We start from the raw sequence: 23,931 nt of genomic DNA, 5'->3' as shown, positions 1-23,931 counted from the left end.
GGCGGCGGCTTACTCTTTGAAGCGCGACGTAATCGGATACCGCCAGTCGCGCCCGAACGCACGCTGCGTCACGCGAATGCCCACTGGCGCCTGACGCCGCTTGTATTCGTTGATCTTGATAAGACGCACGATCTTCTGCACATCGGCCTCGGCAAACCCTGCAGCAATGATGTCAGCCACCGGCTGGTTCTGCTCCATGTAGCGCTGCACGATGGCGTCGAGCGCATCGTATTCGGGCAGGCTGTCCTGATCAGTCTGGTTTTCACGCAGCTCGGCCGACGGCGCGCGGGTCAGGATGCGCTCGGGAATCACTTCCGACAACGTATTGCGATAGCGGCACAGCCGGTATACCAACGTCTTGAAGATGTCCTTGATGACGGCAAAACCACCGGCCATGTCACCGTACAACGTGCAGTAGCCGACCGCCATTTCGCTCTTGTTGCCGGTCGTCAGCACGATGCGGCCGCTCTTGTTGGACAACGCCATCAGCAACGTGCCGCGAATGCGCGCCTGGATGTTTTCTTCCGTCGCATCTTCCGGCAGCCCGCGGAACTCCTCCGCCAACGCGCCCTTGAATGCGTCGAACATCGGGCTGATGGCGATTTCGTCGTACTGCACGCCCAGGCGGGCCGCCATGTCGCGGGCGTCCACCCACGAAATGTCGGCCGTGTAACGCGAGGGCATCATCACTGCGCGCACGCGATCCGCGCCCAGCGCGTCGACGGCAATCGCCAGCACCAATGCTGAGTCGACACCGCCCGACAAGCCGATGATCGCGCCCGGGAAGCCGTTCTTGCCGAGGTAATCGCGCACACCCAGCTTGAGCGCCTCGTACACCTGGGCTTCCAGCGAAGGCTCCGGCACGATCGCGCCCGGCAGCGCGCGTCCACCGTCGAACTGCACGTAGCCGACACCCTCGACAAACTGCCCCATCCGCACGACAACGTTGCCTTCGGCATCGAGCACGAACGAGCCACCATCGAACACGAGCTCATCCTGCCCGCCGACCAGGTTCGCATACACATGCGGCAAGCCCGATTCCTTCACGCGGTCACCGATGATCCGCTCACGCAGGTCTTCCTTGTCGAGGTGATACGGCGAGGCGTTGGGGATCAGCACCACCTGCGCGCCGGCCGCCTTGGCGTAAGCCGTCGCGGTGGCATACCAGGCGTCTTCGCAGATGATCACGCCGAAGCGCGTGCCGTCCACCTCGAACACGAAGGGCTCGGTACCGGGCTGGAAGTAGCGCTTCTCATCAAAGACTTCGTTGTTGGGCAGCTCCAGCTTGTTGTACCGGCCGACCACGCGGCCGTCCGCGGCCACTGTGGCGCTGTTCGTGGGCTTGGGCAACAGGCCGGGCGCCGGGGCTTCCAGCGAGAGTTGCGGGTGCCCGATCAGGACGTGCAAACCCGGGAAGGCCGCCAGCTCGGCAATAAGCGCGTCGAGCGCGCGCGCGCTGGCATCAATAAAGGCCGGGCGCAGCAACAGATCTTCGGGCGGATAGCCGGTGAGCGACAGTTCCGGCGTAAGCAGAATGCGCGCACCAGCCTGGTGCGCTTCGCGCGCGGCGGCGACGATGCGGGCAGCATTGCCGGCGAAATCGCCGACGGTGCAGTTGATCTGGGCGAGAGCGACAGAGACGGTCATGGGGGCAATGTGGATTGCAAGCGCGGCATCCGAAGCTGGAATTAGAATCGGCGGCATGACCTCTCGCCCCCTTGTTCCCGAGCCCCAAGCGCGCGCTGGTTCGCGACACGAATTGGCCGATTATCGCACGCGACTTGTGACCGATCTGCGCGACATCGGCCGCGAGGCGTGGGACGCCCTGCTCGCCCTGCAGCCCGAGGCGACGCCCTTCCTACGCTTCGATTTCCTGCACGCCCTGCATGAGAGCGGCAGCGCATCTCCCGACACCGGCTGGACGCCGCAATACCTGACGCTGTGGGAAGACGGCCCCGATGGCGAAGTGCTCGCTGCGGCCGTACCGCTGTATGTGAAGGGCCACTCCTATGGCGAGTACGTCTTCGACTGGGCATGGGCCAATGCGTACGCCCAGCACGGGCTCGAGTACTACCCGAAATGGCTGTCGGCTATCCCTTTTACGCCGGTGCAGGGCTCGCGGTTGCTGGCGCGGGATGCCGTTTCGCGCGCAGCACTTGTCGACACGTTGCTGGCGGTTGCGCGGCAGAGCGAGTTGTCCTCGCTGCATGTGCTCTTTCCCACCGCCGGCGAGGCCGAACAAATGCGTGCGGCCGGCATGCTGCTGCGGCAAGGGGTGCAATTCCACTGGTGCAATCCGGGCTTTGCCAGCTTCGACGACTTTCTGGCCGCGCTGGAACAGAAGAAGCGCAAGAATATCCGCGCCGAGCGCCGCCGCGTGCACGACGCTGGCATCACCTTCCGCCACGTGCGCGGCGCAGCGGCGACGGACGCGGACTGGCGCTTCTTCCACCGCTGCTATCGCACCACCTACCGCGAGCATCATTCGTCGCCGTATCTGAACCTGGAGTTCTTCCGCCAGATCGGCCAGACGATGCCGGAAAACCTGCTGCTGGTGATCGCCTCGCGCGAGGGCAACGACATCGCCAGCGCGCTGCTGGTCATCGACACGCGGCCTGAAGCGTCCGTGATGTACGGCCGATACTGGGGCGCGATCGAGCATCATCCATGCCTGCACTTTGAGACGGCGTATTACCAGCCGCTGACGTACTGCATCACGCAGGGCATCCGCACGTTCGAAGGCGGCGCGCAAGGCGAACACAAGATGGCCCGCGGCTTCGAGCCCGTTGCGACGCTGTCGGCACACTGGCTCGCGCACCCGGCATTTGCCGATGCGGTAGGCAGGTTTCTCGATCGGGAAACGGCCGGCATGGAAGCGTATCTCGACGAACTGACAGAGCGCTCGCCGTTCAGGCAACGACCCGAATCGGATTAGCAGGGGGAAGCAGCGGAGGCGGGAAAGACAGCGTCCGCACGACCGGCGGACGCGGGGGTGAAGCTTAGTGCGCGGGAGGCTTCTGCTGGGCGATCACGCAGTGTGCGGCGCTCGAATCGACGGCCATGGCGGTCGATGCGACGGCACGCTCGCCAGCGTGAGCTGCGTCCGGCGGCCCCACCAGCAGCGCCCACACGGTGAATGCAGCCATGGCCACAGCGGAAAGCACGGGAACGACAACGGTCTTGTTCAACATCGCAGTACCAAGGGGTGGAGTCAAACTTGACGGGGAGTCTAGAGGGGTCGTTTCCGGTGGGCAAATGAGCGTTTCTTAAATCTCTGTGTAGCAGAACTACCGGGCGGTAAGTATGCGGAATTCATGAAAAACATCATAAAACGCATACAACAGAGCAGATGGCGTTCTGACGCGTGTCGACAAATCCGCGCGCATGACGCTGATGACCTGTCCGCAAAGAAAAAATCCCGGCGCTCCATCCGGAGGCCGGGATTTGTCAGACATGCCGTACGGCAAAATCCTGAAATTGCTTACTTCTTATAGTTGGCAACGCCGTCGGCGATTTCCTTGTGGGCTTCTTCAATGCCGCCCCAGCCTTCGACCTTGACCCACTTGCCGGCTTCCAGCGCCTTGTAGTGCTCGAAGAAGTGCTTGATCTGATCCAGCAGGTTCTGGCCGATGTCCGACAGGTCGGTCATATGAGCCGTGGCCGGGCTCAGCTTGTTGACAGGCACGGCAACCAGCTTGGCATCCACGCCGGATTCGTCCGTCATCTTCAGCATGCCCAGAGCACGGCAGCGCACCACGCAGCCGTGGATGAGCGGGAACGGCGTGACGACCAGCACGTCGACCGGGTCACCGTCGCCCGAGAGCGTCTGCGGGATGAAGCCGTAGTTGGCCGGATAGCGCATGCCGGTGCCAACGAAGCGGTCCACGAACAGCAGCCCGGTTTCCTTGTCGGCTTCGTACTTGACCGGGTCGCTCTGCGCCGGGATCTCGATGATGACGTTGAAGTCGTTGGGGATGTCCTTGCCCGGCGAGACGTTGTTGAAGCTCATGGAAATGCTCCGGAATGCGCGAAGTGCGTAAAAACGCGACGCAAATGGTTAGAAAGAAGCGTGAAAAACTGTCGGCGGGCATTATAGCCCCTCATACCAGGCCGCTTGCTCTACCCGCCCCGCAGCCGTGCGAAAATCGCGCGTTGCCGATCTTTTGCAGGAACCCCCCATGCATGCCCAGCACTTCATCGCCAACCGTCTGATGTCGCCCGATTCGGGGATGCGCATCAAGGTGTTCGATCCGTCCGACGGCCAATCCTTTGCCGAGATTGCGCGCGGCAACGCCACCGACATCAGCGTGGCCGTGCACGCAGCCCGGCGTGCGTTCGAGGGCGTCTGGGGCCAGTTGCCGCCAGCCGAGCGCGGCCGTGTGCTGATGCGTGTGGCCCTGCGCCTGGCCGATCACGAAGAAGAGCTCGCCCGCCTGGAAGCCCGCGACACCGGCAAGCCCATGCGTCAGGCGCGCGCCGACGCCCGCGCCGTGGCCCGCTACTTCGAGTTCTACGCTGGTGCGGCCGACAAGCTGCACGGGCAGACCATCCCCTACCCGGCCGACACCACCGTGCTGACCGTGCGCGAGCCGCATGGCGTGACTGCGCACATCATCCCGTGGAACTACCCGATGCAGATCTTCGGGCGCAGCGTGGGGGCTGCATTGGCAGCGGGCAACGCGTGCGTGGTCAAGCCGGCGGAAGACGCGTGCCTGTCTGTCCTGCGCGTGGCCGAGCTGGCCGCCGAGGCGGGCCTGCCTGATGGCGCACTCAACATCGTGACCGGCTATGGCCACGAAGCGGGTGCCGCACTGGCGGCGCATCCCGGGATCAATCATGTGTCGTTCACCGGGTCACCGGAAACGGGCAAGGTCATTGTGCGAGCGGCCGCGGAAAACCATGTGCCCGTGACGCTGGAACTGGGCGGCAAATCTCCGCAGATCGTGTTTGCCGACGCCGATCTGGAAGCGGCCATTCCGGCCGTGGTGAACGGCATCATCCAGAACGCCGGACAGACGTGCTCCGCCGGCAGCCGCGTGCTGATCGAGCGCAGCGTGTACGAGGCGATGCTGGATCGGCTGGCGATGGTGTTCGAATCCATCAGGGTCGGCCCGTCGTCGCTGGACCTGGATTGCGGCCCGCTCATCAACCCCAAGCAGCAGCAGCGCGTGTGGGATTTCGTCTCGGATGCGCAGCACGCCAACATTCCGGTGATGGCGCAGGGTCAGGTGGTGCCCGAAGCGCCCGAGACCGGCTATTACCAGGCACCGATGCTGCTGCGCGATGTGCCGCACACGCACCGCCTCGCGCAGCAGGAAGTGTTCGGCCCGCTGCTGGCCGCCATGCCGTTCGACACCGAAGCCGAAGCGCTGGCCCTAGCCAACGGCACGCCTTACGGCCTGGTGGCCGGCGTGTGGACGAACGACGGCGGCCGCCAGATGCGCCTTGCGCGCAAGCTCAGGGCCGGCCAGGTCTTCATCAACAACTACGGCGCGGGCGGCGGCGTTGAACTGCCCTTCGGCGGAACGGGCCAATCGGGGCACGGGCGCGAAAAGGGCTTCGAGGCGCTCTACGGCTTCACCACGCTCAAGACCATCGCCATCCGCCACGGCTAAGGCACAACGCAACATCCACCCACAACACGAGGAGACACCATGCGGCTTGCCGGCAAGATTGCCATCGTCACGGGCGCGGGTTCAGGCTTTGGCGAGGGCATCGCCAACACCTTTGCCCGCGAAGGCGCGCGCGTCGTCGTCAACGACTTGAATGCGGAGGCCGGTGAACGCGTAGCCAGTGCCATCCGCGTGGCGGGCGGCGATGCGCATTTCGTGCAGGCCGACGTCTCGAATGGCGATTCCGTTGCCAAGCTGCTCGGTGCCACGCTGGCGCGCTACGGCGATCTGCACATCGTCGTGAACAACGCCGGCACCACGCACAAGAACAAGCCGCTGCTGCAGATCACCGAAGACGAGTTCGACCGCGTGATGGCCGTCAACGTGAAGAGCATTTACTGGACGGCGCATCACATCGTCCCGCACTTCCGGGAGCGCGGCGGCGGCGTGTTCGTCAATGTGGCGTCCACCGCAGGCATCCGGCCGCGGCCGGGCCTCGTCTGGTACAACGCCAGCAAGGGCGCCGTCATCACGGCCAGCAAGGCGATGGCTGCCGAGCTGGGCCCGGACAAGATCCGCGTGAACTGCGTGAACCCGGTGATGGGCGCCACGGGCCTCATCGAGCAGTTCATGGGCGTACCTGACACCCCCGAGAACCGCGCGCGCTTCCTGGCGACGATCCCGATGGGGCGGCTCTCCACGCCGCAGGATGTGGCCAACGCATGCCTGTATCTGGCGTCGGACGAAGCGGAGTTCATTACCGGCACGTGTTTGGAAGTGGACGGCGGGCGCTGCGTATAAACCCTGCCGGCGGGCGTCTTGGCGCATTCGCCCGAGAAGCGCAGAATGCTGTGGCGGTTTTCCAGGCCGAGGTAGGTAACGAGGAGCACTCGGCCTGAACTCACAATAACTCTGGAGACCCGATGGCCATCACCACCCCTCCCACCTCACCGGTTGGCGGCGCAGGCACGCTGCCGCCACAGTCCACAAGCGCATTTGAAGAAGCTACTTACCGCAAGGTGACGTGGCGTCTCGTTCCGTTCCTGCTGCTGTGTTACGTGGTCGCGTATCTCGATCGCGTCAACGTGGGCTTTGCCAAGCTGCAGATGCTCAACGATCTCAAGTTCAGCGAGACCATCTACGGCCTTGGCGCCGGCATCTTTTTCATCGGCTACTTCCTTTTTGAAGTGCCGAGCAATGTGATCCTGCACCGCGTGGGCGCGCGCATCTGGATCGCGCGGATCATGATCTCGTGGGGCATCATCTCGGCGGCCATGATGTTCGTGACCACGCCGGCCATGTTCTACGTGATGCGCTTTCTGCTGGGCCTGGCAGAGGCCGGCTTCTTCCCGGGCATCATCCTGTACCTCACGTACTGGTATCCGGCGCAGCGGCGCGGGCGCACCACCACCTTTTTCATGACGGCGATTGCGCTGTCGGGCGTGATCGGCGGCCCCATCTCGGGTTGGGCGATGAAGGCATTTGCCGGCGTCTACGGGCTGGCCGGCTGGCAGTGGATGTTCCTGATCGAAGGCATTCCGTCGATCATCGTCGGCATCTTCGTGCTGGCGTATCTGGACGACCGCATCAGCCACGCGAAATGGCTGACCGACGAAGAGAAAGCCCTGCTCGCCCGCAACATCGCCGCGGAAGACGCCGAGAAGGAGGACCCGCCCATCCGCACCGTCATGGCCAGCCCGCGCGTGTGGCTGATGAGCCTGATCTACTTCACCTTCGTGATGGGCCTGTATGGCGTGAGCTTCTGGCTGCCGACCCTGATCAAGCAGACCGGTGTGGCCGATCCGCTCTCGGTAGGCTTGCTGACGGCGATCCCGTACGGCGCGGCAGTCGTCGCCATGGTCCTGGTGGCCCGCAGCGCAGACCGTCTGCGCGAGCGCCGCTGGCACATCGCGATTCCCGCGGTGGTGGGCGCGGTCGGGCTTGTCCTGTCGGCCGTGTGGCACACCGACACCACGCTGGCCATGGCCGCGCTCACACTCGGCACCATGGGCATCCTGACCACGTTGCCGCTGTTCTGGAGCCTGCCGACTGCATTCCTGGCCGGCACCGGCGCCGCCGCTGGCATTGCGCTCATCAATTCGCTGGGCAACCTCGCGGGCTTCCTGAGCCCCTACGCCGTCGGCTGGCTGAAAGACGCCACGCAGAGCACCGATTCGGGCATGTACATGCTGGCCGCGTCGATGGTGCTGGGTGCGATCCTCACGCTTTCCGTGCCGGCACGGATGGTGAACAAATAGGTGCCGTCACCGCCAAGAAAAAAGGCCGGGATCATCCCGGCCTTTTTCATTTCACGGCAAGCAATGCGCTTTGCCGGTAGTGGCGCTGCGCGTCCTCCATACGCTCCGTCTGCTCGAACATCTGTGCAAGCGCCAGATGCGCATGGGCACGCAGGTTGCCGGAGTGCTCGGCATCGGCGTACTTCAATGCCGACTCCAGGTTCGACTGCGCCTTGCCCCAGAGCTGTTCCTTGAAGCACAGCATGCCGAGCGTGTAGAACAGGTCGGCATCCACCGGATGCTGGGCGAGCCATTTCTCGGCCTGCTGGATCAACGGCAGGGCCTTGCCCGGCACTGCGCAATCGGCGTAGCGGCGGATCAGGCGGCTATCCCAATGCGTCTTCAGGCCGTCTTCAACGATGCGCTTGGCGTCATCGGTGCGACCAAGTTGCGCGAAATACAGCGCTGCCTGTGAAGCAATGCGCGGCGAGCGGCGTTCTTCCGTGGTCAACTCACGCCAGAAACCGTTCAGCGCATCGGCATCGTGACGGCGCTCGGCCAGCAACGTTTCGCACGCCATCTGCTTAAGACGCGCCGCCAGCACGGAATGGATGGCGTTGCGCTTTTCCAGGGCACGCGTGAGGCGCAACACCTCGCTCCAGTTCTTCAGATGCTGATGCGCACGCAGGGCAATGCGTTGCGCCTGAATCTGCCGCGAGCCCTGCGATTGCAGTTGCGCGATCTTCTCCAGCGCACCTTCCGCATCGCGGGCGTCGACCAGCAACTCGGCCATCGACACGAGTTTCGCCTGCTCACGATCGGGCGAAGACACTTCGGCCATCCAGGCGTCGCGGCGCTCGGTTTCCTGCATGCGGTGTGCGGCACGGGCGCCGATCAGCGCGGCCGTCTCACGCTGCGGCTCCCAGGCCTGGGCTTCGCGCGCCTGGCGTTCCGCATGGCCGAAGCGGCCGGCAAACAGGCTTTCCATCGCTTCGCGCAACGCGGCCGATGCCTTCAGGATGCGGTTGCGCTCGCGATACGCCGCAGCACGCGCCGGCATGCCGGCCACGTGGTGGAAAAGGCGCATCACAAGATGCAGCACCACGAACGTCGCCAGCAGCGCAGCCAGCACGAAATTGAGCGACATCTCGACCCGGTACGGCGGGTAGAACAGCACGACGTTGCTCAGGTTAAGTTCAGTGAACAGCGCCAGCCCAACGGCGGCGGCAAACAGGAGCGCGACCCAGAATACCCAGCGCATGCTCACTCCTTGCCCGAACCGCGCACGGCGGCAAGGCTGTCAGCCAGCGTCGGCACCTGCAGCGTGCCGGCCGTCGCGCGCACCTGAGACAGTTGATTCTGCACCGTGGTCACGCGCGAAGACTGCGTATCGAAGTAGCGTGCGAGCAGCGTATCGGCGCGCCCCAGGTCGGCACGGAACACAGCGTCATTGCGCGAGAGCAATGCCAGGCGCGCATTCATCAAGCGCAGCTTGAGGTTTTCGCGCAGGAACCACGCTTGGTCGGAAGATAGCAGCAGCGCTTCGGTCTGATCGACGCGGCGCACCTGTACGATCTGGCCGAGCTCGTCGCGAACGTCGTTCCACAGGCGGGCCCACCAGGCGCGCACACCCACCGACCATCCGGCGTTTGGGGGCGTCGCCGCAACCGGCGCCGACGCGGCCGCAGCGTGCGCCTTGGCATTCTTCGTGGGTTTCGCGGCCGCATGCGGCGCCTGCGCAGCCTGTTCCGCCTCCAGCGGCTGGGCCGACGAGATGAGCGGCAGCGTGTCGACAGCGTTGATTGCGTCATCCAGCCGCAGCGTCGCACCCGCCAGATCAAACGACGGCATCGCCTTGAGCTTGGCCATGTCGCGCGATACCGCCCGGCGCACGGCGTTGAACTGCGGCTTGTCGAGCGTGGCCAGGCGTGCATCGACCGTTTGCAGCGCAGCCAGCGCACCGGCGACATTACCGGTCAGTTGCAATTGCTCGGCCGTGACCTCCAGCGAGCGCTGAATCTCGGCGCGCTGCCAGTCATCACGGTTGCGCAGAAGGTCTTGGTTGGCCTGCTCCAGCGCGGCTTGGCGATCGCGCGTTTCAGCGGTGCGGGCGTCCAGCGCCCCGAACTTCTGTTGCAGTTGGGAAACCGAATCCTGGTCTGCACGGGACAGCACGCGCATCTCCTGCGCCAGCGCTTCATTTGTCTGGGCATGCTGACGGATCTCGCGTGCGAGGCGCTCATTGCGCACCTGCAGCGCGGCCACCGCTGCCACGACCGCAACCAGCACCACCCAGATCACCCAACCGCCACGGCGTTGCGCTTGGTTGACCGTCATGGTGGGCGCAAACGCAGCCGGCGGAGCAGCAGGCGCAGGGGCCGGGCTCGGCTTGGTTGCCGCGGATGCGGGCGCTGGTGTCGAAGCGGGGGCAGAAGCGGGAGCCGCCAAGGGAACGGGAGTCTGCGTCACAGTCGAAGAAGAAGTAGACGATTTTGATTCAGCCGACACCGCTGCCGGGGCATGCTCGGGCGCCGATACCGGCCCGGCCCAGGCGAGCACGCTGGCGAGCAGCCGGTCGTCGCCGGCGCCAGTGAGCGTCACGTCGCGAAAGCCCAGCGATTTGGCCTGTTCGACGATGCGGGCATGCGAAGCAAAGCACGGCGCGCCGTGCAGCGTGTCGAGATCGGCGGGCGACAGATTGGCGCGGGCCAGCTCATCGAGATTGCGGACAGCTTCCGAACTGGTGAGCGTCCAGGCATGGCGGGCCGGAAGCACGGCACGCAACGCGAGCCACGCAGCAGCATCGGGCACCGGGACGCTGCGGCGATACGCCTCCACCGTACGGACCGATGCGCCGGCTTCGCGCAGTTGATCGGCCAGCCATTCGCGGCCGCCATTGCCGCGCACGATCAGAACTTCACGACCGCTCAACGACGGCACATCCAGCCTCGCGTACAGCGCTTCGGAATCCTGGCGAGCGTCGTCGGCATGCGTGTCAGGCTGGATCACACGGTGCGCGGGCGGCGCAACGCCGTGCTGGGCGAGCGCCAGTGCGCTCGCGGGGCCCACCACCGCTACAGGCACTTCCTGCGGCCAGCGGAAGCCTTCCGGCATGGCGGCAAACGCCTGCTGCACGGCGTTAGGGCTGACGAACACGACCAGCACATAGCGCGAAGGATCGCCCAACGCGGCGCGCAAGTCGTCGAGATTGGGCGTCGGCGCAATGTCGAGCAGCGGAAACTGGTGCGTGCGCAGGCCGTGGCGCTCAAGCGCCGCCACCAGCATGGGCGCCTGCGCGCGCGGACGCGTAACCACCACCACGGGCGGGGTTGCCGGTTGAGCAGGCGGCGTGCTGGATGCGGGCGACGATGGTGACAAGCGCGGTGGCAAGTGGTCGTCCATGGCGAGCCGTGGGAGTTAGGTAGCGGGTGGGGCGCCAGCGCCCAGCATGGCAAGGATGTCGCGTGCGCCGCCAGTTAGCATCTGCTGGGCGACGTGCACGCCCAGTGCGTCGGCTTCGGCCAGCGTGGATGGCGTGGCCTCGCCATCTGCGGCAAGTTTGCGCGTGCCATCCTGCGAAGCGACAAAGGCGCGCAGGCGCAGCGTGCCGGCGTCCGACCACTGCGCGAACGAGGCCAGTGGCACCTGGCAGGAACCGCCCAGAATGCGCGAAACAGCGCGTTCAGCAGTCACGGCCAGGGCTGTGGGCTCATCGTGCAGCGGCGCGAGACACGCTCGCACGTCTGCACGATCGGCGCGAATCTCGATGCCGAGCGCGCCCTGCCCCGCTGCTGGCAGCGATTCTTCCGGCGCGATGGTCGAGCGGATACGATCAGCCAGGCCAAGGCGTTTGAGCCCGGCAGCAGCCAGGATGATGGCGGCGTAGTCGCCACGGTCGAGCTTGCCGAGGCGCGTATCGAGGTTGCCCCGCAGAGGCTGGATGACCAGATGCGGGAAGCGCGCCCGCAGCGAAGCCTCGCGGCGCAGGCTGGACGTGCCCACGACGGCGCCGGACGGCAGCGAGGCCAGATCGGCGTAGTCGTTGGAAACAAAGGCGTCGCGCGCGTCTTCGCGTTCGAGGATGGCCGAAAGCGCATAGCCTTCCGGCAATTCCATCGGCACATCCTTGAGCGAATGCACGGCGAGATCGGCGCGCCCCTCGGCCAGCGCGACTTCCAGCTCCTTTACGAACAAACCTTTGCCCCCCACCTTTGCGAGGGAGCGGTCGAGAATCTGGTCGCCGCGCGTGGTCATTCCAAGGATGGACACGTCGCACGCGGGATAGTATTTTTGCAATGCAGCACGCACGTGTTCGGCCTGCCAGAGGGCAAGCCGGCTTTCGCGCGAGGCAATGACCAGCTTGGTCGGCGCCTGGGCTGCAGGAGTCGTTGCAAGCTGGGATTGACGGGAGGTCGGGCGGGCGTTGGAAGGCATGCGGCAATGGTAGCACGCAGCATTTTCGCGACAGTCCGGCTATCACGTTGAAGTGATGCAGAAAAGAGGGCCGTTCAGGCACCTTACCTACCCAATCTAGGAGACACCATGACGCAGCCCGCCGCGCGCCGCGCTTCCTCGCGCGCGACCCCCGCCCGCAAGGCTTCAGCCGCCCCCGCCAAGACCAGCAAGACCTCGAAGGCAGTCAAGACTGCCAAGCTCGCCGCCAAACCGGTGGTCAAGGCCAATGGGGCGGACGAAGCCAACGGCGCATCACTCGGCCCCACTTCCCGACGCTCGTCGGGCAGCGCCGCGGCCAAGGATCAGCCGCTGAAGGAAGACATCCGCTTCCTCGGGCGCCTACTGGGCGACGTGCTGCGTGACCAGGAAGGCGGCACCGTCTTCGAAACGGTCGAGACCATCCGCCAGACCGCCGTGCGCTTCCGCCGCGACGGCGACCGCCAGGCCGAGCAGGATCTCGACCGGCTGCTGAAAACCCTCTCGCGCGACCAAACCACGTCGGTGGTGCGCGCCTTCAGCTATTTCTCGCACCTGGCGAACATCGCTGAAGACCAGCACCACAATCGCCGCCGCCGCGTGCATGCGCTGGCCGGATCGCCGCCGCAGCCGGGCAGCCTGATGCGCGCGCTGCTGTCGGCCGCCGATGAAGGCATGTCGGGCGACGTGCTGCGCCGATTCTTCGAAACCGCGCTGATCGTGCCGGTGCTGACCGCCCACCCGACCGAGGTGCAGCGCAAGAGCACGCTCGACGCACAACGTGAAATCGCCCGCCTGCTGGCCGAGCGCGACGCGCCGCTCACCACGCGCGAGCGCGAGCGCAACACCGCGCTGCTGCGTGCCCATGTCACCAAGCTGTGGCAAACGCGCATGCTGCGCACCACGCGTCTGATGGTGGCGGACGAGATCGAGAACGCGCTGTCGTATTACAAAACCACCTTCCTGCGCGAAATTCCCGCGCTGTACCGCGAGCTTGAAGAAGACATCGCGACGGTCTTCCCGCGTCGCGGCGCACGCGGCGAACCGGCACCGTTGCCACCCTTTTTCCAGATGGGCTCCTGGATCGGCGGCGACCGTGACGGCAACCCGTTCGTCACCGCGACGACGTTGCGCGACGCTGCACGGAAGCAGGCGAGCGTGATCCTCGCGTGGTACCTGGAAGAGATCCACGCGCTGGGTGCGGAACTGTCGATGTCGACGTCGCTGGTGGATGTGAGTGCCGAGCTGCAAGCGCTGGCCGAGCGCTCACCCGACCACTCCGAACACCGCGTGGACGAGCCGTACCGCCGTGCGCTGATTGGCGTGTATGCACGCCTGGCTGCCACCTGCCGCGAGCTGACCGGTGAAGACGCCGGCCGCCACGCCGTCGGGCCCGCTCCGGCTTACAACAACGCAGAGGAACTGCGCGCCGACATCCAGATCGTGATCGATTCGCTGGCGGCGCACCACGGCGAGGTGCTGGCCGACGCGCGGCTGGCATCGCTGGCGCGCGCAATTGATGTGTTCGGCTTCCACCTGTCATCGATCGACCTGCGGCAGGTGTCGGACGTGCACGAAGCGACCGTCGCCGAGCTGCTGAATGTAGCGGGCGTGGAAGGGGCGTACGCCGCGATGTCCGAGGCCGACAAGCGCACGCTGCTGCTGCGCGAGCTGCAACAACCGCGCGTGCTGACGCTGCCGTTCCACGCATACAGCGAGCAGACCACGTCGGAGATCGACATCTTCCGCGCCGCGCGTGAGGTGCGTGCCCGCTACGGCAACCGCATCGTGCGCAACTACATCATTTCGCACACCGAGACGCTGTCCGACCTGCTGGAAGTGATGCTGCTGCAGAAGGAAGCCGGCATGTTCCGCACGGGCGCCAATGGCAGCGGCAGCGCCGCGCTGGACGTCATGGTGATCCCGCTGTTCGAAACCATTGAGGACTTGCGCAACGCCCCCGAGATCATGGGCGACCTGCTTGCCCTGCCCGGCTTCGATGCCGTGCTCGCAGCGCAGGGCAACGAGCAGGAAGTGATGCTCGGCTATTCGGATTCCAACAAGGACGGCGGTTTCCTCACCTCCAACTGGGAGCTGTACAAGGCCGAGTTGGCGCTGGTGGAGCTGTTCGAGCGCAAGGGCGTGCGCCTGCGCCTCTTCCACGGCCGCGGCGGCACGGTGGGCCGAGGCGGCGGCCCGACCTATCAGGCCATCCTGTCGCAGCCGCCGGGCACGGTGAACGGGCAGATCCGCCTGACCGAGCAGGGCGAAATCATCTCCAGCAAGTTCGCCAACCCCGAGATCGGCCGGCGCAATCTGGAAACCATCGTCGCCGCCACGCTGGAAGCGACGCTGCTGCCCACGCGCAACCGTCCGAAGGGCCTGGAAGATTTCGAAGCCGCCATGCAGGCGCTGTCGGACAACGCCTTTGCCGCGTACCGCAATCTCGTCTACGAAACCCCGGGCTTCAAGGATTACTTCTTCGCCACCACGCCGATCACCGAGATTGCCGATCTGAACCTGGGTTCACGCCCGGCCTCGCGCAAGCTGATGGATAAGAAACACCGCCGCATTGAAGACCTGCGCGCGATTCCGTGGGGCTTCTCGTGGGGCCAATGCCGTCTGCTGCTGCCGGGCTGGTTCGGCTTCGGCAGCGCGGTGCAGCGCTGGCTCGACGATGCGGGCAACGCCAAGGCCCGCGCCGCGCGCCTGGCCACGCTCAAGCGCATGCACAAGCAGTGGCCGTTCTTTGCGAACCTGCTCTCGAACATGGACATGGTGCTGTCCAAGGCCGATCTGAACGTGGCCTCGCGCTACGCGCAGCTCTGCGACGACCGCAAACTGCGTAACGCGGTGTTCTCGCGCATCTCGGCGGAGTTCACATTGACCGAGCAGATGCTGGCCGCCATCACGGGGCAGTCGGAGCGCCTGGCCGACAACCCGCTGCTGGCGCGTTCCATCAAGAACCGCTTCCCGTATCTCGACCCGCTGAATCACCTGCAGGTCGAACTGCTCAAGCGCTTCCGCTCGGGCAAGGCCGGCAGTGACGATGCGCGCGTGCGACGCGGCATCCATCTGTCGATCAACGGGATTGCTGCAGGCCTTCGCAATAGCGGCTGATCAGGCAACCAGCGCGGTGGCGGCCGGGCGACGGCTGATCCACGCCATCGCCATCGCGCCGGCGTACGACAGCGTCATCAGGCCAAACACCAGCGGCGAGGCATGCGCCAGACCGGGCACCACCGTAACGACCGCGCCCGCCGCTGCGACGCCCAGCAAACTGCCCGTCTGCCGGGCGGCGTTGAGCAAGCCCGACGCCGTGCCGGCCAATTCGCCCGGTGCCGCAGACAGGATGGTCGACGTCATGGGCGCAATCGCCAGCGCGGTACCGCCGCCGTAAGCCATCATCGTTGCACTGACCACCCAGATGTGCACATGGCCCGTCAGCGCAGCCGACGTTGCCAGCAAACCCGCAGCGCCGATCAAGAGACCACTCAGCATCATCGTCGGCGTAGAAAAATGTGCCATCAGCTTGCCCGCGAAGATGTTGCCCGCCGACAGGCTCACCGCCATTGGCAGCATGACCAGGCCGGTCTGGCGTGCGCTCAGCTGTTCGACATTTTGTAAATGCAGGCTTAGCACGAACAACGCGCCGTAATAGCCGAAGTTCAGCAGAAACCCCACGCCGTTGACCGCGCCCAGCGTGCGATGCCCCAGCCAGGCCAGCGGCACCAGCGGTGCCCGCGCCCGGCGTTCGGCCAAGACGAACAGCACCCCGGCCACCACCGTCAACAGCGCGGTACCCCACACCCACGGCGATTGCGCGCCGCGCACCGGCCATTCAATCGCGGCAAAACACAGCGCTGCGAGCATCACCGCGCTCGTCACCTGCCCCGCCCAGTCGAACGGCTTGGCGCGTGCAGGCTGCACGTGACGCACGATGACCCACGTGCCCAGCATGCCGACCACGCCCAGCGGCACGTTGATCAGGAAGGCACTGCGCCAGCCATATGAGTCAACCAGGACGCCACCCAGCGCAGGGCCCACGGCCGCGGCTGTCGCGACGATTGCACCCCACAGGCCAATGGCCCAGGCCCGCTCACGGGGGTCTTCAAACGTGCTGCGAATGAGCGATAGCGAACTCGGCAGAAACATCGCCGCGCCCACGCCCTGCAGGATGCGCGCGGCAATCAGCGTGGTCACTGAAGGCGCCAGCCCACAGCCGGCGGAGGCCACGATGAACACCGCCATCCCCGCCATGAACACGGTGCGAGCGCCAATGCGGTCGCTCAGCAAACCGCCTGTGAGGATGAACGCGGCAAAGGCCAGCGTGTAAGCGTCAACAATCCAGGCGAGTTCTGCGACGCTGCTGTGCAGGCTGTCGCGCATAGCGATGAGCGCCACGTTGACCACGGTCGTATCGAGCACCGCCATGAACACACCCGACGTGAGAATGCCCAGCGTGGCGTTGCGGCGCCACCGGCTGAGATCGGGTTGCAAGTCAGCTCGGGGACCGGCGCCCAAGGTATTGGCGTGGCATGAAGACATGGCGGAACCGTTTGGCAATTTCATGCAGCCAAGTGTAGTCTGGAGAACGCATGCAAAAAAGCAGCGTTTTTGCATTGCAACGCTGCAAATTTGCATCACTCATCTACAAATATTCGGAGCCCGATGTGAACTGGGACAACGGACGCTTCTTCCTGGCCGTGGCGCGCACCTGCACGCTGCGCGGTGCGGCACAGCGCCTGGGCGTGGATCAGGCCACGGTGGGCCGCCGCATCGCCGCGCTGGAAGACGAGCTATCGGCCAAGCTCTTCCTGCGCACGTCGACCGCACTGGTGCTCACACCTGCCGGCGAAGCGCTGATCGGCCCGGCCGAAGCGATGGAGCAGGCGGCACACACCATCGAGCGCCGCGTGGCCGGCATCGACGAGCAACTCGCCGGCACGATACGCCTGGCCACGACCGACACCATGGCGGCCACCTTTGTGTTGCCGGCTATTGCGACGCTGCGGCACCGGCATCCTGGCATCGACGTCGTCTGCATAGCGTCCAAGAGCATTGCCAACCTGACCAAGCGCGAAGCCGATGTGGCCGTGCGCACGCTGCGGCCGGATTCGCCGGACCTCATCGCGCGGCGCATCGGACAAATGGAAACCGGCATCTATGCGAGCCGCAGCTACGTTGCGGCCCGCGGCGAGCCGGAGGAAGGGACGGCCTTTGCGGGGCACGACCTGGTGCTTTATCCGCGCAACGAAGTGCCGTGGATGTGGGAAGACCTTTGCGGAGAGCCCATTACGCGCGGGCGCGTCGTCTTGCAGAGCAACTCGGCGCTGGCGCTGTTCGAGGCGGTGGCCGCAGGCATTGGGATCACCGAACTGGTTTGCCGCCGCGCGCAAGCGTATCCACAACTGGTGCGCGTGCTGCCAAACCGCCGGAGCATGCAGGACGTCTGGCTCGTCACGCACGCCGATCTGCACAAGACCGCACGCGTGCGGGCCTTGCTCGATTGCATCGTCGAAGCGTTCGACGCGCACAAAAAAACCGCCACACCGTAAACGAGCGGCCGGCGTGGCGGCCCAACAAACCCTTCAGCTGATGAATGCCACCGGCACCGGGTCTTCACCCAACACCGAAAGCAGCACTGCCCAATGCATTGCCTCGTCGCCCAGGATGCTGGCGGCGGCCTTGGTCAGGTCGCGCGTGTAGAAATTCGGCAGCACGCCCAAGTAGGCCGAAGTGGCGCCCTTTTCCAGGCCGGCGGCAAAACGCAGCACGTCGGCCTGCGTCTTGAGCTGGCTGACCGGGAAGTTGTATTCCGCCACCTTCTTTTCCATGACCGGCGTACCACCCAGCTTGGACACCGTGCCCGCCAGCACCGACGCGTGTGCCTTGTGGTGGCCCTGGAACTTCACGGCCGTCGCGAGCACGGGCTTTTGCAACAAGCCGCTTTCTGCCCCCACCTGATAGGCGGCGATGGCCTGGTACTCCAGCCCGAGCGCCACGTTCAGGATGTTGATGTCGTCTTTCACGCTGCCCGACTGGGTCTGCGCCCAGGCAGGCATCGACTGGCCCAGCGACACCGCCGCCAGCGAACCCAGCGCCATCAGCCCCGGCGCGCGCAGCAGCACGCGGCGACGCGCGTCGATGCGCGGGCTGTCACTCTCCAACTGATCCATCTCTTTGGTTGTGTCCATCGTCGGTCTCCTTGCATATGTGGGGAAAAGCGCGATCCGTGCGGTGCGTGATGCGAATCGCGGGCGTTTGTTCAGCGCCTGACCACTTATACGAAGGGCGCATCCAACTGGATGCAAATACCTCAGCACCTTTCACGTGAATTCCCCCGGCAACCACGGTTTCTACCTACACTTTGGGCAGAACCGTCCACAAAAAACTGCCCACGTGCTCACCTTCCAGCGCACCGCCGACGACCACGCCGCGCAAGACACCGATCCACCGACGGCGGCCGCGGCAGCGCGCCCCCAAAGCGCCGACGCGGAAGAGCTGGCGGCGTTGCTGCAGCGCATCGGCCTGGGCGACCGCGACGCCCTGCGCGCGCTATATTCGCGCTGTGCACCGAAACTGTTTGGGCTCGCGCTGCGTATCTTGGTCAGGAAGGACTGGGCCGAGGACGTCTTGCAAGAAAGCTTCGTCAACATCTGGCGCCATGCCGGCGATTACCGCCCCCACATGGCCGCCCCCATGACGTGGATGACCACGATCGTGCGCAACCGTGCACTCGATTGCCTGCGCCGGCAACATGCCGAGCGCGTGCAGGAATCCGTGCCGCTGGATGACAGCTACGCCGATGTCCTGGCCGACCACGCCCCTGGTCCCGCCGACCTCGCGCTGGCCGGCCAGCAAGCCCGCGCGCTGGCCGAATGCCTTAAGCGCCTGGACCCGAAGCAGCGCGAAGTCGTGTCGCTCGCCTATCTGCGAGACCTGTCGCACAGCGAGCTGGCACAAGCGCTGTCACTACCGCTGGGCACCGTCAAATCCTGGATGCGGCGCGGATTGGACCGCCTGCGCGAATGCCTCGGAGCACCCTGATGGACCCGCGCCGCCACCCCGATCTCGTCGACAAGCTGGCCGCCGAATACGCGGTCGGCACATTGCGCGACGGCGCACGCCGCCGGTTCGAGCAGATCCTTCGCCACGACGACGCCGTGCGTGCCACGGTCGAACGCTGGCAACGCTATCTGGCCGACCTGCCCGCGCTTCAGCCGGCGACGGCGCCGCTGCCGGAGATTTTGTACCGCGTTGAAGTGCAACTAGGCTGGCGCGAGCCGGCGCCACCACGAAAAGCGCTCTGGCAACGGCTTTGGCAAGGCACCGGCTTCTGGCGCGGCGCCACCGTAGTCGCCGCGGTGATTGCGGCGGTGGCGATCGGGCTGAACCTGCGGCTGGCGCAACAATTGCGCGAGGCGCCTATCGCCAACGCGGTGGCCGTGCTGCAGGACGCGCAAGCCCAGGCGGCCGTCCTCGTCACCTGGGATGCGCGCACCGGCACGCTATCGCTCAAGCGGCTGGACGCAACACCCCTCAACACTGAACAGGCCTTGCAGCTCTGGGCACTGCCGCCCGGCGGGCATCCTCAGTCACTTGGGGTGATCGGGCACCAGCGCGCCGTGCGGCTGACGGTGGCGCAGCCGTTGCGGCAGGTGCCGGCGCTGGCCATCAGCGTGGAACCGCGTGGCGGCTCACCCAACCCCGAGGGGCCGACCGGGCCGGTGGTCTTCAAGGGCGCGCTGATCGACAGCACGCTGTAGGGCACCCCGGCGCGGCGGCCGGAAGGCCCGGCGGGCGATATAATCGCGGTTTCCTGAATTTGCGGCTGGCGCCTCGCCGGCCGCGCTCCTCCAGCTGTCCGCCCATGACCTCCCAACTCGCCAAGAAGGCCGAAGCGTGGTCCGCCCGCTTTAACGAGCCGGTGTCCGATCTCGTCAAGCGCTATACCGCGTCGGTGTTCTTCGACAAGCGCCTCGCACTGTTCGACATCCAGGGCTCGCTAGCGCACGCCGCCATGCTCGCCAAGCAGGGCATCATCGCCGAGGCAGACCGCGCCGCCATCGAAAAGGGCATGGCGCAGATCCGCCAGGAGATCGAGGCCGGCACGTTCGAGTGGAAGCTGGACCTGGAAGACGTGCACCTGAACATCGAAGCGCGTCTGACCGCCATGGCAGGCGACGCCGGCAAGCGCCTGCACACGGGCCGCTCGCGCAACGACCAGGTTGCCACCGACATCCGCCTGTGGCTGCGCAGCGAGATCGACAACATCGTCGGTCTGCTCAAGGCCCTGCGCAGCGCGCTGCTGGACTTGGCCGAGCAGCACACCAACACCATCGTCCCGGGCTTCACGCACTTGCAGGTCGCGCAACCGGTGGTGTTCGGCCATCACTTGCTGGCCTACGTCGAGATGTTCACTCGCGACACCGAGCGCATGCTGGACGCCCGCAAGCGCGTCAACCGCCTGCCGCTGGGCGCCGCCGCGCTGGCCGGCACGAGCTACCCGATCGACCGTGAATTCGTCGCGCAGCAACTGGGCTTTGATGGCGTGTGCCGCAACTCGCTGGACGCCGTGTCCGATCGCGACTTCGCCATCGAATTCTGCGCAGCGGCCGCACTCGTCATGACGCACATCTCGCGCTTCTCCGAAGAGCTGGTGCTCTGGATGAGCCCACGCGTGGGCTTTATCGACATTGCCGACCGCTTCTGCACCGGCAGCTCGATCATGCCGCAGAAGAAGAACCCCGACGTGCCGGAACTGGCTCGGGGCAAGACCGGCCGCGTCAACGGCCACCTGATCGGTCTGCTCACGCTGATGAAGGGCCAGCCGCTGGCCTACAACAAGGACAACCAGGAAGACAAGGAACCGCTGTTCGACACCGTGGATACCGTGGTCGACACGCTGCGCATCTTTGCCGACATGGTGCCGGGCATCACCGTCAAGGCCGACGCCATGCGTGCCGCCGCGCTGCAGGGCTACGCCACGGCCACCGACCTGGCCGACTACCTGGTCAAGCGCGGCCTGCCCTTCCGCGATGCACACGAAGCCGTTGCCCACGCCGTGCGCGCGTGCGACGACCTGCGCTGTGATTTGGCAGACCTGTCCGTGGCACAACTGCGTGACATCTGCGGCCTGGGCGACAAGTCCGATCTCATTAGCGACGATGTGCACGCCGTGCTGACGCTGGAAGGCTCGGTCGCTTCGCGCAACCATATCGGCGGAACGGCGCCGGAGCAGGTGAAGCAGGCCATTGCATTTGCTCGGGCTGCACTGGCCGAATAATCGGCCGCACGCTCCAAACAAAAACGCCGCGCTGACTAGATCAGCGCGGCGTTTTTGTTTGTGCAGCTGAACCTCAGCGCACGCAGTCGACGAAATACCCCATCTTGCCGTCGACCTCTTCCTCGACCAGACCGTGAATGTCAGTCTCGAAGCCCGGGAACAGCTTGTTGAACTCGCGTGCGAATTGCAGGTACTGCACGATCGTCTTGTTGAAGCGTTCGCCAGGAATCAGCAGCGGAATGCCCGGAGGATACGGCGTCAGCAGGATAGCGGTGATGCGGCCCTCCAGGTCGTCGATCGCCACACGCTCGGTTTCACGGTGGGCCATCTTGGCCCAGGCGTCCGACGGCTTCATCGCTGGTTCCATGTTCGACAGGTACATCTCCGTCGTCACGCGGGCCACGTCGTTGGCCTGGTAGACGCTGTGGATGCTGTCGCACAGCTCCCGCAGCCCGATGCGCTCGTACTGCGGATACTGGCGCACGAACTCCGGCAACACGCGCCACAGCGGCTGGTTGTTGTCGTAGTCGTCCTTGAACTGCTGCAGCTCGGTCACCATCGAGTTCCAGCGGCCCTTGGTGATGCCGATGGTGAACATGATGAAGAACGAGTACAAACCGGTCTTCTCGACGATGATGCCGTGCTCAGCCAGGTAACGCGTCACGATGGCGGCCGGGATGCCCGAGTCGCTGAACTTGCCGTCGACGTCCAGGCCCGGGGTGATGATGGTGGCCTTGATCGGGTCGAGCAGGTTGAAGTCTTCCGCCAGGTTGCCGAAGCCGTGCCAGCGCTCGTTGGCCTTGAGCATCCATGCTTCGCGGTCTTCGATGCCCTCGTCGGACAGGTCGTTCGGGCCCCAGACCTTGAACCACCAGTCGTCGCCGCGGCCGTTGCCACCGTTCGTGCCCAGGTATTCGTGCTCCACCTTGCGCATGGCGCGGCGGAAGTCCAGCGCTTCGGCAATGCTCTCCTCCACCAGCGCAGTGCCGCCCGGCGCTTCCATCATCGCCGCCGCCACGTCGCATGAAGCGATGATCGAGTATTGCGGGCTCGTCGACGTGTGCATCAGATACGCCTCATTGAAGCGGTACGTATCGAGCTTGCGCGTCTCGGAATCCTGGACAAGGATCTGCGAGGCCTGCGACAGGCCTGCCAGCAGCTTGTGCGTGCTCTGCGTGGCGAACACCAGCGCGTCCTTGCTGCGCGGGCGGCCATGACCAATGGCGTGCATGTCCTCGTAGAACGGGTGGAACGACGCGTGCGGCAGCCACGCTTCATCAAAGTGCAGCGTGTCGATTTCGGTCGACAGCATGTTCTTGATCATCTCGGCGTTGTACAGCACGCCGTCGTACGTGCCCTGCGTGATGGTCAGGATGCGCGGCTTCTTGTTCTTGGCCTGGCTGGCGAACGGGTGATCGGCGATCTTCTTGGCGATCGTTTCGGGCTCGAACTCGCTCTTCGGGATCGGGCCGATGATGCCGAAATGGTTGCGCGTCGGCATCAGGAACACAGGGATCGCGCCCGTCATCATGATCGCGTGCAGGATCGACTTGTGGCAGTTGCGGTCCACCACCACGATGTCGCCGGGCGCCACGTTGGCGTGCCACACCATCTTGTTCGACGTCGACGTGCCGTTGGTCACAAAGAACATGTGATCGGAGCCGAAGATGCGTGCGGCGTTGCGCTCAGACGCGGCCACCGGGCCCGTGTGGTCAAGCAACTGGCCCAGTTCTTCCACAGCGTTGCAGACGTCGGCGCGCAGCATGTTCTCGCCGAAGAACTGGTGGAACACCTGCCCCACCGGGCTCTTCAGGAACGCCACGCCGCCCGAGTGCCCCGGGCAATGCCACGAATACGAGCTGTCCTGCGCGTAGTCGATCAGCGCCTTGAAGAACGGGGGCGGCAGTGAATCGAGGTAGTTGCGTGCTTCACGGATGATGTGTCGGGCCACGAACTCGGGCGTGTCCTCGAACATGTGGATGAAGCCGTGCAGCTCACGCAGCACGTCGTTCGGCAGATGGCGCGAGGTGCGCGTTTCGCCGTACAGGAAGATGGGAATGTCGGCGTTGCGGCGACGCACCTCGGCCACGAAGGCGCGCAGGTTTTCAACCGCTTCCGGTTCCGGCTTGTCGTTGTCCGGGTTGATGAATTCATCGTCGTCGATCGAGACGATGAAGGTGGAGGCGCGGCTCGACTGTTGAGCGAACGAGGTCAGGTCACCATAGCTGGTGAGACCAGTCACCTCCATCCCCTCCTGCTCGATGGCTTGGGCCAGCGCGCGAATGCCCGACCCGGAGATGTTCTCGGAGCGGAAGTCCTCGTCAATGATGATGACGGGAAAACGGAATTTCATCGTGGTTCC

The 23,931-nt window shown here is 65.3% G+C and carries 18 protein-coding genes; 9 read left to right on the top strand and 9 right to left on the bottom strand.

Annotated features, from left to right (window positions below; translation table 11 throughout):
• Positions 1 to 9: 9 nt before the first annotated feature.
• On the bottom strand, positions 10 to 1,647 hold the full coding sequence (locus BM136_RS16000; RefSeq protein WP_092973033.1) for an NAD+ synthase: 1,638 nt from the start codon (positions 1,645 to 1,647) through the stop codon (positions 10 to 12).
• Positions 1,648 to 1,702: 55 nt separating this feature from the next.
• Here BM136_RS16000 and BM136_RS15995 point away from each other — a divergent pair, with 55 nt between their 5' ends.
• A complete protein-coding gene (locus tag BM136_RS15995) occupies positions 1,703 to 2,935 on the top strand; it encodes a GNAT family N-acetyltransferase (RefSeq protein ID WP_092972965.1) in 1,233 nt (410 codons plus the stop codon).
• A gap of 64 nt (positions 2,936 to 2,999) precedes the next feature.
• On the opposite strand, the gene BM136_RS15990 is transcribed toward BM136_RS15995, so the two are convergent.
• Positions 3,000 to 3,191 carry a hypothetical protein gene (locus BM136_RS15990; protein ID WP_092972963.1) on the bottom strand — a complete coding sequence of 64 codons (192 nt, stop codon included), beginning with the start codon at positions 3,189 to 3,191 and terminating at the stop codon, positions 3,000 to 3,002.
• Positions 3,192 to 3,481: 290 nt separating this feature from the next.
• The gene (gene ppa / locus BM136_RS15985; RefSeq protein ID WP_024975070.1) at positions 3,482 to 4,009 is read right to left on the bottom strand and encodes an inorganic diphosphatase; all 528 of its coding nucleotides are present in this window, start codon (positions 4,007 to 4,009) and stop codon (positions 3,482 to 3,484) included.
• A gap of 169 nt (positions 4,010 to 4,178) precedes the next feature.
• Here ppa and BM136_RS15980 point away from each other — a divergent pair, with 169 nt between their 5' ends.
• The 3 genes from BM136_RS15980 to BM136_RS15970 all read left to right on the top strand — a co-directional run bounded on the left by BM136_RS15980 (position 4,179) and on the right by BM136_RS15970 (position 7,870).
• Positions 4,179 to 5,615 carry an aldehyde dehydrogenase family protein gene (locus BM136_RS15980; RefSeq protein ID WP_092972961.1) on the top strand — a complete coding sequence of 479 codons (1,437 nt, stop codon included), beginning with the start codon at positions 4,179 to 4,181 and terminating at the stop codon, positions 5,613 to 5,615.
• Positions 5,616 to 5,654: 39 nt separating this feature from the next.
• Positions 5,655 to 6,413, top strand: coding sequence for an SDR family oxidoreductase (locus BM136_RS15975; protein WP_027680820.1), 759 nt, complete (start codon positions 5,655 to 5,657; stop codon positions 6,411 to 6,413).
• Between the two features lie 122 nt (positions 6,414 to 6,535).
• Entirely contained in the window at positions 6,536 to 7,870 is a 1,335-nt protein-coding gene (locus BM136_RS15970; protein WP_092972959.1) for an MFS transporter, read from the top strand.
• Between the two features lie 46 nt (positions 7,871 to 7,916).
• Here the strand turns inward: BM136_RS15970 and BM136_RS15965 are convergent, their stop codons facing one another.
• From BM136_RS15965 to hemC, 3 genes are read right to left on the bottom strand one after another with little or no spacing between them, the layout of a single operon-like run.
• The gene (locus tag BM136_RS15965) at positions 7,917 to 9,110 is read right to left on the bottom strand and encodes a heme biosynthesis protein HemY (protein ID WP_092972957.1); all 1,194 of its coding nucleotides are present in this window, start codon (positions 9,108 to 9,110) and stop codon (positions 7,917 to 7,919) included.
• Positions 9,111 to 9,112: 2 nt separating this feature from the next.
• On the bottom strand, positions 9,113 to 11,251 hold the full coding sequence (gene hemDX, locus BM136_RS15960; protein WP_092972955.1) for a fused uroporphyrinogen-III synthase HemD/membrane protein HemX: 2,139 nt from the start codon (positions 11,249 to 11,251) through the stop codon (positions 9,113 to 9,115).
• A 15-nt stretch (positions 11,252 to 11,266) separates the two neighbouring features.
• Positions 11,267 to 12,283 carry a hydroxymethylbilane synthase gene (hemC, locus tag BM136_RS15955; protein WP_092972953.1) on the bottom strand — a complete coding sequence of 339 codons (1,017 nt, stop codon included), beginning with the start codon at positions 12,281 to 12,283 and terminating at the stop codon, positions 11,267 to 11,269.
• A 108-nt stretch (positions 12,284 to 12,391) separates the two neighbouring features.
• On the opposite strand from hemC, the gene ppc reads away from it, so the two are divergent.
• Entirely contained in the window at positions 12,392 to 15,400 is a 3,009-nt protein-coding gene (ppc, locus tag BM136_RS15950; protein ID WP_092972951.1) for a phosphoenolpyruvate carboxylase, read from the top strand.
• Here ppc and BM136_RS15945 read toward each other — a convergent pair whose 3' ends face one another.
• A complete protein-coding gene (locus BM136_RS15945) occupies positions 15,401 to 16,852 on the bottom strand; it encodes an MFS transporter (protein ID WP_092972949.1) in 1,452 nt (483 codons plus the stop codon). It abuts the gene before it with no gap.
• A 101-nt stretch (positions 16,853 to 16,953) separates the two neighbouring features.
• Between BM136_RS15945 and BM136_RS15940 the strand changes: the two genes are divergently transcribed.
• Complete coding sequence (locus BM136_RS15940; protein WP_092973031.1) at positions 16,954 to 17,838, top strand: LysR family transcriptional regulator; 885 nt, start codon at positions 16,954 to 16,956, stop codon at positions 17,836 to 17,838.
• 33 nt (positions 17,839 to 17,871) lie between these two features.
• Here the strand turns inward: BM136_RS15940 and BM136_RS15935 are convergent, their stop codons facing one another.
• Entirely contained in the window at positions 17,872 to 18,477 is a 606-nt protein-coding gene (locus BM136_RS15935) for a ferritin-like domain-containing protein (protein WP_092972947.1), read from the bottom strand.
• A 205-nt stretch (positions 18,478 to 18,682) separates the two neighbouring features.
• Here BM136_RS15935 and BM136_RS15930 point away from each other — a divergent pair, with 205 nt between their 5' ends.
• From BM136_RS15930 to argH, 3 genes are all read left to right on the top strand, one after another.
• Positions 18,683 to 19,330, top strand: coding sequence for an RNA polymerase sigma factor (locus BM136_RS15930; protein WP_092972945.1), 648 nt, complete (start codon positions 18,683 to 18,685; stop codon positions 19,328 to 19,330).
• On the top strand, positions 19,330 to 20,049 hold the full coding sequence (locus BM136_RS15925; protein ID WP_092972943.1) for an anti-sigma factor: 720 nt from the start codon (positions 19,330 to 19,332) through the stop codon (positions 20,047 to 20,049). The genes BM136_RS15930 and BM136_RS15925 overlap by 1 nt, the downstream gene beginning before the upstream one ends.
• Positions 20,050 to 20,153: 104 nt before the next feature.
• The gene (argH, locus tag BM136_RS15920; RefSeq protein WP_027680809.1) at positions 20,154 to 21,569 is read left to right on the top strand and encodes an argininosuccinate lyase; all 1,416 of its coding nucleotides are present in this window, start codon (positions 20,154 to 20,156) and stop codon (positions 21,567 to 21,569) included.
• A 73-nt stretch (positions 21,570 to 21,642) separates the two neighbouring features.
• On the opposite strand, the gene BM136_RS15915 is transcribed toward argH, so the two are convergent.
• On the bottom strand, positions 21,643 to 23,922 hold the full coding sequence (locus BM136_RS15915) for an arginine/lysine/ornithine decarboxylase (RefSeq protein ID WP_092972941.1): 2,280 nt from the start codon (positions 23,920 to 23,922) through the stop codon (positions 21,643 to 21,645).
• Between the last annotated feature and the right edge of the window lie 9 nt (positions 23,923 to 23,931).

Origin of the sequence: Ralstonia sp. NFACC01, assembly GCF_900115545.1 — a bacterium.
Classification (GTDB): domain Bacteria; phylum Pseudomonadota; class Gammaproteobacteria; order Burkholderiales; family Burkholderiaceae; genus Ralstonia; species Ralstonia mojiangensis.
Note: the sequence above shows the minus strand (reverse complement) of the source record. Positions and strands in the feature narration are given on the sequence as shown.